This is a genomic window from Gemmatimonadota bacterium (assembly GCA_040882465.1).
In the GTDB taxonomy this organism is placed as follows: domain Bacteria; phylum Gemmatimonadota; class Gemmatimonadetes; order Longimicrobiales; family Gaopeijiaceae; genus JBBEBG01.
This window is the reverse complement of the sequence record JBBEBG010000026.1, coordinates 38,220-46,507: the sequence shown is the minus strand read 5'-3', so window position 1 is coordinate 46,507 and position 8,288 is coordinate 38,220. Positions and strand designations below refer to the sequence as shown.

The window sequence follows — 8,288 nt, the reverse complement described above, 5'->3', positions numbered from 1 at the left end:
GGGCCGGGCGCGGCGGCGAGCGCCGCCGCCGCGCGCGAGGTGGCGGAAGGGAAATGGGACGCCGAGTTCGTGGTGGACGTCTACCAGACGGGGTCGGGGACCTCGTCCAACATGAACGCGAACGAGGTGATTGCGCGGCTCGCTACCTTCGCGCTCGACGGAAAGGCGGGGAAGGTTCACCCCAACGACCATGTGAACTTCGCGCAGTCGTCGAACGACGTGATTCCGACCGCCATCCACCTAGCGGCCCGCCTTACTCTCGAGGAGGATCTCGTCCCGGCGCTCGAGGAGCTCCACGCCGCCCTCCTCGAGAAGGCCGCCGAGCTCGGCCATGTGCTCAAGTCGGGTCGGACCCACCTCATGGACGCGACGCCGGTCCGCCTCGGCCAGGAGTTCGGCGGCTACGCCCGCCAGGTCGAGCTGGGGATCGCGCGGGTCCGCGCCGGATCGGAGGAGCTCGCCGAGGTGGCGCTCGGCGGAACGGCAACCGGAACCGGGATCAATACCGCTCCGGGCTTCGCGAAAGAGACGATCGCGCGGATCTCGAAGCAGACCGGGCTCACCTTCCGTGAAGCCGTGAATCACTTCGAGGCGCAGGGCGCCCGGGACGGGCTCGTCCAGGCACATGGCGCCCTCAACACCGTCGCCGCGAGCCTCCTCAAGATCGCCGACGACATCCGGTGGATGGCCTCGGGCCCGACTTCCGGGATCGGGGAGATCCTCCTTCCCGCGATCCAGCCGGGGAGCTCGATCATGCCGGGGAAAGTGAACCCCGTGCTGGCGGAAGCGCTGATGATGGCGGCGGTGCGGGTCGCCGGAAACCAGACGACCATCACCTTGGCGGGCGGGCGCGGAAACTTCGAGCTGAACGTCATGATGCCCGTCATGGCACAGACCTTTCTCGAGTCTGCCGCCCTTCTCGCGGGTGCGTGCCGGGCCTTCACGGCCCGCTGCGTCCGCGGGATCAGGGCGAACGAGGCCCGTGCGAAGGAGCTCCTCGAGCGGAATCCCGCGATCGCCACCGCCCTGAACCTCCACATCGGGTACGACCGGGCCGCGGAGGTCGCGAAGCGGGCGGCGCGCGAGGGGCGGTCGGTACGCGATGTCGTGCTCGAGCTCGGGCTCCTCGATCCGGCGACCGTGGACGAAGCCCTGAACGTGCGGGAGATGACCGAGCCGGGTTTCCCCGGCGGGCGGGGAGAATAAACGATGCCGAAACCGGTCGTCGTGGACGAGCTAGGGGCGCACATCTCCACCGCGGGCGGCGTCGAGCTCGCACCCCAGCGGGCGCGGGACATCCAGGCGGTCAACCTCCAGCTCTTCACGAAGCAACCCAACCGGTGGCAGGAGCCCGAGATCGCGGAGGAGCGCGCCGCCGCCTTTCACGTCGCCCGCGCGCAGTGGACGATTGAAGTGGCCGGCTCGCACGACTCCTACCTGATCAACCTCTCGAGCCCCGATTCCCAGCTCTGGGAGCGGAGTTGCGAGTCCTTCCAAAAGGAGCTCGCCCGCTGCGCGGCGCTCGAGCTCGACTTCCTCGTGACCCATCCGGGGAACGCGACCGACAGGGAGATGGAGAGCGGGTGGGCGCGGAACGCTGAAGGGGTGACCCGGGCATTGGAGGCGGTGGACGGGCCCACGCGTGTTCTCCTCGAGCTGACGGCGGGATCGGGGACCTCGGTCGGGGGGAGCTTCGAGGGACTCGCGGCGATTCTCGCGGGGATTCCGGCGAAGCAACGGAAGCGGGTCGGCGTCTGCGTGGACACCTGCCACGCCTACGCCGCGGGTTATGATCTCGTGAACGACTTCGACGGCGTATGGGACAAATTCGCCTCCGTTCTCGGATTCCCTCGCCTCGGCCTGATTCACATGAACGACTCGAAACATCCGCTCGGGTCCAGGAAGGACCGGCACGAGCACATCGGGAAGGGGACGCTGGGCGAGGGACCATTTCGGCGCCTCATGACGGACGATCGTTTCGCCGGCGTCCCGAAGATCCTGGAGACGCCGAAGAGCGAGGACCTCGTGACCTTCGACCTCGAAAATCTCGCCTTGCTCAGGAGCTTCCGGCGATCGGGATGACCGGGTCCGCTTTCCATCCTTTACGCTTCACCCCCGACCCCCCTATATTGCCGGTCCGGATGTGTCGGGGGGCTCGAGAATTGAGCCAACGCACTAGAAGCCGGGACTGACTCCCGAGACGGACGTCCCGCCCCGAAAGGGGACTTCGGAAGTCGAGGGGAGGTCACCAGAAGTACGACCCGGGCTTCAATTTTACCCCCCCGATGCAGACGGCTTGGGCCGGCATCCCACAGGGTGCCGGCCTTTTTTGTCGAGGGTGGGGGCCTGCTGCCTGGTCCGGCGGTTCACTCGGCGCGGCCTCGTTCGCCGGACCGATCGCGCCCGGCAGGGGTATCGCCGGGCCCTTCTCCACCGACTTCCCCCGACGGAGGCCGGATGCCTCGAGTCCAGGTGACCCGAACGCTGCACTTTTCGGCCGCGCACCGGCTCCGCCGGGACGACTGGAGCGACGAGCGCAATCTCGAGGTGTTCGGCGAGTGTGCGCACGCGAACTGGCACGGACACAACTACGAGCTCGACGTGACGGTGGAGAGGGAGGTGGATCCCGAGACGGGGTACGTCGTGGACCTGAAGGAGCTCAAGCGGATCGCGGAGGAGCACGTCATCCGGGATCTGGATCACCGAAACCTGAACGTGGATGTTCCCTGGATGAAGGGGATCAATCCGACGAGCGAAAATCTGGTCGTGGCGATCTGGAACCGACTCCTCCCGGAGCTTCCGGAGGGGGTGGCTCTGAAGCGCCTCACACTGCGCGAGACTCCGAGGAACCGAGCCGAATATGAAGGCGACTGAAGTGGTTTCCACCGAGCACAGGCTCGCCGACGTCCCGATCGCGGAGTTGATCCGCGAGGTGATCCTGAAGCTCGGGGACGATCCCGAACGCCCCGGGCTCCTGAAGACCCCCCAGCGGGTGGAGGAAGCGCTCCGCTTCCTCACGCAGGGATACGAGCAGTCACCGCGGGGAGTCATCGGGGATGCGCTCTTCGAGGAGCGCCATCACAACATGGTGATCGTGAAGGACATCGAGATGTATTCGCTCTGCGAGCACCACATGCTCCCCTTCTTCGGGAAGGTGCATGTCGCGTACATCCCGAACGGCCGGATCCTCGGCCTCTCGAAGACCGCGCGCTTGGTGGACCTCTTTTCGCGGCGTCTCCAGGTGCAGGAGCGCCTCACCGAGGAGATCGCCCAAAGCCTCTGGGATGTTGCGGAACCGCAGGGCGTAGGGGTCGTAATCGAGGCCTATCACCTCTGCATGATGATGCGGGGTGTCCAGAAGCAAAACTCCTACACGATCACTTCGGCGATGCGGGGGTCTTTTCTGAACGATGCGCGGACGCGGGACGAGTTTCTCCGCCTCTGCCAGAGCGAGCACCACCCGCTCAGCTGACGACCGTGTCGCGACGAGAAGATGCCCTGGCGGGGAGCTCGGCGCTCGTGACGGGCGCGTCCAAGGGGATAGGACGAGCCGTCGCCGTCGCCCTCGCGCGGTCCGGCGTGCGCGTCGGGGCCGTGAGCCGGAGCGAGGCGGATCTCGCGGCTCTCGTCGAGGAGATCGGGGGTTGGGCGCTTCCCTGCGACGTGACCGACGCGGGGGCCCTCCGGCGATCGGTGGCGCGCTTTGAGGAGCTCGCCGAGGGCCCGCCGGATCTCGTGGTGGCTTCCGCAGGGGTTTTTTCGCTCGAGCGGGCGGATGCTCTCACGGTAGGGGAGCTCGACCGCCACCTCGACGTGAACCTCCGTGGGGCGATCTTGACGGCGCGCGAAGTTCTCCCGGGACTTCTGCGGGCCGGGCGGGGTACCCTCGTCCTGATCGGTTCGGTCGGGGGCCGAAAGGGACTTCGCGGGAACGCGGCGTATGCCGCCTCGAAGTTCGGGCTTCGGGGATTCCACGAAGTCCTCCTCGCGGAGCTCAAGGGAAGCGGCGTTCGGGCAACACTCCTCGAACCGGCCGCGACGGACACTCCGATCTGGGATCCGCTCGATCCGGACGAAAATCCGAAGCTTCCCAGCCGGAGCGAGATGTTGCGTCCGGAGGACGTCGCCGAGGCCGTCGTCTTCGTCGCGACCCGGCCGCCCGAAGTGCAGATCCCCTACCTACCGATCGAGCGAGCCTGATCGGGGAAATGACCCCGACCGAGAATCCTCGTCACCAGCACGAAAGCGAAGACGGACGATGTATACGGTCAGCGTGCAGGCCCATTACGATTCGGCGCACTTTCTCCGGAACTACAAAGGAAAGTGCGAGCGCCTTCATGGACATCGCTACATCGTGGAGGTCGCGCTCCAGACCCCGACGTTGAACCGCGCCGGGATCGCCTTCGACTTCGTGGAGCTGAAGCGCCACCTTCGCGAGCTCGCCGAAGGACTCGACCACCAGAACCTGAACGACCTCCCGCAATTTCGCGATGTCGAGACGAGCGCCGAAAACCAGGCCCGATATTTCTACGAATCGCTGAAAGCCAGGCTCCCCGGCGAGATCGCGGGAGGGCTCCTCTACGCCCGCGTCTGGGAGACTCCGACCCAGTGGGCGCAGTTTGGCGCTCCCTCGGCTCCGGTTCCGGCTCCCCGCACTCCCGATCCGACCGGAACCTGAGGAGGCCTCGCCGGAGGCCGCGGCCCGCATGCACCTTCTGGTCACGGAGCGGCTCGCCTGTCCCCACTGCGGGCCCGATTTTGGCCTCGTCCTGGTCGCTGACCGCCTGGAAAACCGACGGGTTCTCGAGGGCTTTTTCGGTTGCGCAAACTGCCAAGCGCGTTATCCCGTCCGGGAAGGGTTCGGCGACCTCCGCCCCGCTCCGGGAGGTGGGGGGCGGGGTGTGGCCGCGGAGGGAGGGACGCCGGAGAGCGCGTCCGACCCCGAGGCCGCCCTCGCCCTGGCCGCCCTCCTCGGACTCACCGTCGGATCCGGGTTCATCCTTCTGACGGGGCGCTCCGTCGGCAACGCGGAAGCCCTCTCAGGGATGGGAGACGGATTCGAGATTCTCGCGGCCCACCCCCGATTGGAGGATTCCGCCGGCTTCGAAGGGGTCAGCCGGATGGCAATCGGTGCCCGCTTCCCGTTCCGAACCCGCTCGCTCCGGGGGGTCGTCCTGGAGGGTCGCGCCGGGATGGAGGTTCTCGATGAAGGAGGGAGGGTCCTGGCCCCCGGCTCCCGCCTCGTCCTCCTCGATCCTCCCTCGGAGGGGAGGGGTGCAATGGAGGGGGCCGGCCTCCAGGTCCTCGCAGGGGACAAAAGCGCCCTCGTGGGAGCCCTGAAGTAGTTGGCAAGCCGCAAGTTCTGGCCCGTGACACCTACGTTGCGTGGCCCCAGGGCGCTCCACTAGTTTCGAGCGGCCTCAGGATCAGCTCCCCATCGCTCCGGACGCCATGGCCTGGTGGAATAAGCTCCTCGGAGGCGGGGACGACTCCGAGAAGGTGGACTATTACGAGGAAGGCCTCGCACTCCTGCGGGAGGGGCGTTTCCATGAGGCACTGACCTCGTTCCGCCTCGCCCTGAAGGAGGCCCCCGGCGACATCGTGGTCCTCCAGCAGATCGCGATCTCCTATACGCGGATTGGCATGACCGAAGAAGCCTCGAAGACCTATCGCCATGTCCTCCAGAAGGATCCCGGCGCGGCCGGTGCCCATTACGGCCTCGCGTATCTCCTTCTCAGGCGCGGGGAGGACAAGGAGGCGGTCCAGCACCTCGAAGCCTTTCTGGCCAACCCTCCTCGTGGTCCGGAGGCAGGGGAGCACGTCGCGCACGCCCGCGCCACGTTGGGCCAGCTCAGGGGGGAGTCCGACTCGCTCTTTCCGGAGCCGGGGAGGTAAGGGCACCATGGGCGATCGGAGGAAAGCGACGGTGCGTTGGACCGGCCGCGACCTCGTCTTCGAGGGGAAGACCCCGACCTCCGGTTCGATTCTGATGGACAGCGTATCGAAGGCGGGGCCGTCGCCCACGGAAACACTCCTGATGAGCATTGCCGGGTGCATGGCCATCGACGTGAAGGTGATCCTTGAAAAGAGTCGGATCGCCGTGGAAGAGATCGTGGTCGAGATGGCGGGGGATCGGGCTCCGGAGCCCCCGAGACGCTTCATCTCGATCGAGCTCGCCTTCAAGGTCAAAGGGCCGACGGAGAAGGACCTCCCGAAGCTCGAGCGCGCCGTGCAGCTTTCTCGGGACAAATACTGCAGCGTCTTCCACACACTCCGTTCCGACATGGACGTGCGGATCTCGGCCTCCCTCGCGTAGGCCGAGGGACGGCCCCCCGGCGGGCGCCGCGGAGCGGCTTCCGCGACCCCTGGCGCTCGGGGAATCTGCGCCGGGACCCCTTCGCGAGAGGTGAGGAGCCCACCCCATGGTAACCCGCGACGAAGCCAGCAATCCCGCGGAGCTTCCGAAGGGGACCCTTGTGGATCTCTTCTTCGGAGCCGTGGACCGGTTCGGGGAGGCTCCAGCCTTCCAGTTCCACACGAGGAGCGGGTGGACGGACATCTCCTACACCGTGGTGCTGAGGACCGTCTGGAAGGTGGCGACGGGGCTCCGGGCGCTCGGACTCGAACGGGGAGATCGGGCCGCCATCCTCTCGCCGAATCGTCCCGAATGGGCACTCGCGGACTACGGATGCCTCACGGCCGGGGTGATCGATATCCCGATCTATGCGAGCCTCACACCGAACCAGATCGCGTACATCCTCGCAAATTGCGGTGCGCGCCTCATCTTCGTGTCGGATGTGGACCAGCTGGCGAAGATCGAGGAGATCCGGGCGAAGTGTCCGGCGCTCGAGGGGGTCGTGGTCTTCACTCCGCCCCCCAACTCGCGCGGCGACGCGATCGAGTGGAGCGAGTTCCTCGGGCGTGGGGAGGGGGAGCGGACACGGAGCACCGAAGAGGAGTTCCGGGCGGACGCCGGCTCCGCCCGTCCCGAGGATACGGCCACGATTCTCTATACGTCCGGAACCACCGGGGACCCGAAGGGGGTCATGCTGACCCACAACAATCTCCACTCGAACGTGCTCGCCGCTCTCCGCGCGATTCCGGTGACCCACGAAGACTCGACGCTCTCCTTCCTCCCTCTCTCGCACGTCTTCCAGAGGATGGTGGATTATCTCCTCTTCAGCTCCGGGGCGGCGATCGCCTACGGGCGTGGACTGGATGCGGTCGCGGAGGACCTGAAGGCCGTCCGTCCCACGATCGTCGTCTCCGTGCCCCGCCTCTACGAGAAAGTTTACGCGCGAATCACGGACGCGGGGGGGATACAGGGCGCCCTCGTCTCCTGGGCGCGGAGGGTCGGGGCCCGTTGGGCGGACGACAGGCTCGCGGGGCGAGAGCCTGGGTTATTCACCTCGTTCGCCTATGGCATCGCCCGGCGCCTCGTCTTTGGAAAGGTTTACGCGGGGGTCGGGGGAAAGCTGAAATTCTTCGTGAGTGGGGGTGCCCCCCTCTCCCCCGAGATCAACAAGTTTTTCTTCTCCGCGGGAATCTTGATTCTCGAGGGGTATGGGCTCACCGAGACCAGTCCCGTCACGAACGTGAACAGCGCGCTCGACTTCCCCGCGAACTTTCGCATCGGTACGGTGGGAAAGCCGGTCGCGGGGACGGAGATCCGAATCGCCTCCGACGGTGAGATCCTGGTGCGAGGCCCGCAGGTCATGAAAGGGTACTTCGAAAATCCCGAGGCGACACGCGAGGCGATCACCGAAGACGGCTGGTTCCTCACGGGGGACGTCGGGGAGATCGACGCCGACGGTTTCCTCCGGATCACGGATCGCAAGAAGGACATTATCGTGACGGCCGGAGGGAAAAACATCGCGCCCCAGCCCATCGAAAACGTCCTCAAGCAGAACCGTTTCGTGGATCAGGCCGTCCTTCTGGGGGACCGGCGCAAGTTCATCTCGATGCTCCTCGTGCCTGAGTTTTCAAACCTCGAGGAGTGGGCCCGCGCGAACGGTATCGCCGCGAAGGACCACCGCGAGCTCCTCACTTCGCCGAAGGTGCATGCGCTCCTGGAAGGCGAATTGGAGCGAGAGCTCGCAGGCGTGTCCCGAGTAGAACGTCCCAAGAAGGTCGTCTTGCTCGATACTCCCTTCACGATCGAGGATGGGTCGCTGACGCCGACGCAGAAAGTCAAGCGGCGAGTCGTCGAAAAGCGTTACCAACAGGTCGTGGACGCGCTTTACGAGGACGAGGCCGAGGCGGGGACTTTTTTCACCCCCTGGTGAAGA

Annotated in this window: 10 protein-coding genes; all 10 read left to right on the top strand. The window is 66.3% G+C overall.

Annotated elements, in window-relative coordinates:
• Positions 1-1,206 (top strand): class II fumarate hydratase (locus WEG36_08120; protein ID MEX1257567.1); only part of this gene is annotated, 1,206 nt, incomplete at its 5' end.
• A gap of 3 nt (positions 1,207-1,209) precedes the next feature.
• On the top strand, positions 1,210-2,082 hold the full coding sequence (locus tag WEG36_08115; protein MEX1257566.1) for a deoxyribonuclease IV: 873 nt from the start codon (positions 1,210-1,212) through the stop codon (positions 2,080-2,082).
• A gap of 375 nt (positions 2,083-2,457) precedes the next feature.
• Complete coding sequence (locus tag WEG36_08110; protein MEX1257565.1) at positions 2,458-2,874, top strand: 6-carboxytetrahydropterin synthase; 417 nt, start codon at positions 2,458-2,460, stop codon at positions 2,872-2,874.
• Positions 2,861-3,472: a GTP cyclohydrolase I FolE gene (gene folE, locus WEG36_08105; protein MEX1257564.1), complete on the top strand. Its 612-nt coding sequence runs from the start codon at positions 2,861-2,863 to the stop codon at positions 3,470-3,472. The genes WEG36_08110 and folE overlap by 14 nt, the downstream gene beginning before the upstream one ends.
• Before the next feature lie 5 nt (positions 3,473-3,477).
• On the top strand, positions 3,478-4,200 hold the full coding sequence (locus tag WEG36_08100) for an SDR family oxidoreductase (protein ID MEX1257563.1): 723 nt from the start codon (positions 3,478-3,480) through the stop codon (positions 4,198-4,200).
• 58 nt (positions 4,201-4,258) lie between these two features.
• Positions 4,259-4,678, top strand: coding sequence for a 6-carboxytetrahydropterin synthase QueD (queD, locus tag WEG36_08095; GenBank protein MEX1257562.1), 420 nt, complete (start codon positions 4,259-4,261; stop codon positions 4,676-4,678).
• Positions 4,679-4,706: 28 nt separating this feature from the next.
• Positions 4,707-5,345 carry a hypothetical protein gene (locus WEG36_08090; protein MEX1257561.1) on the top strand — a complete coding sequence of 213 codons (639 nt, stop codon included), beginning with the start codon at positions 4,707-4,709 and terminating at the stop codon, positions 5,343-5,345.
• 106 nt (positions 5,346-5,451) lie between these two features.
• Entirely contained in the window at positions 5,452-5,895 is a 444-nt protein-coding gene (locus WEG36_08085) for a tetratricopeptide repeat protein (protein ID MEX1257560.1), read from the top strand.
• Between the two features lie 7 nt (positions 5,896-5,902).
• A complete protein-coding gene (locus WEG36_08080) occupies positions 5,903-6,316 on the top strand; it encodes an OsmC family protein (protein MEX1257559.1) in 414 nt (137 codons plus the stop codon).
• A gap of 106 nt (positions 6,317-6,422) precedes the next feature.
• Entirely contained in the window at positions 6,423-8,285 is a 1,863-nt protein-coding gene (locus tag WEG36_08075) for a long-chain fatty acid--CoA ligase (GenBank protein ID MEX1257558.1), read from the top strand.
• Positions 8,286-8,288: the final 3 nt, after the last annotated feature.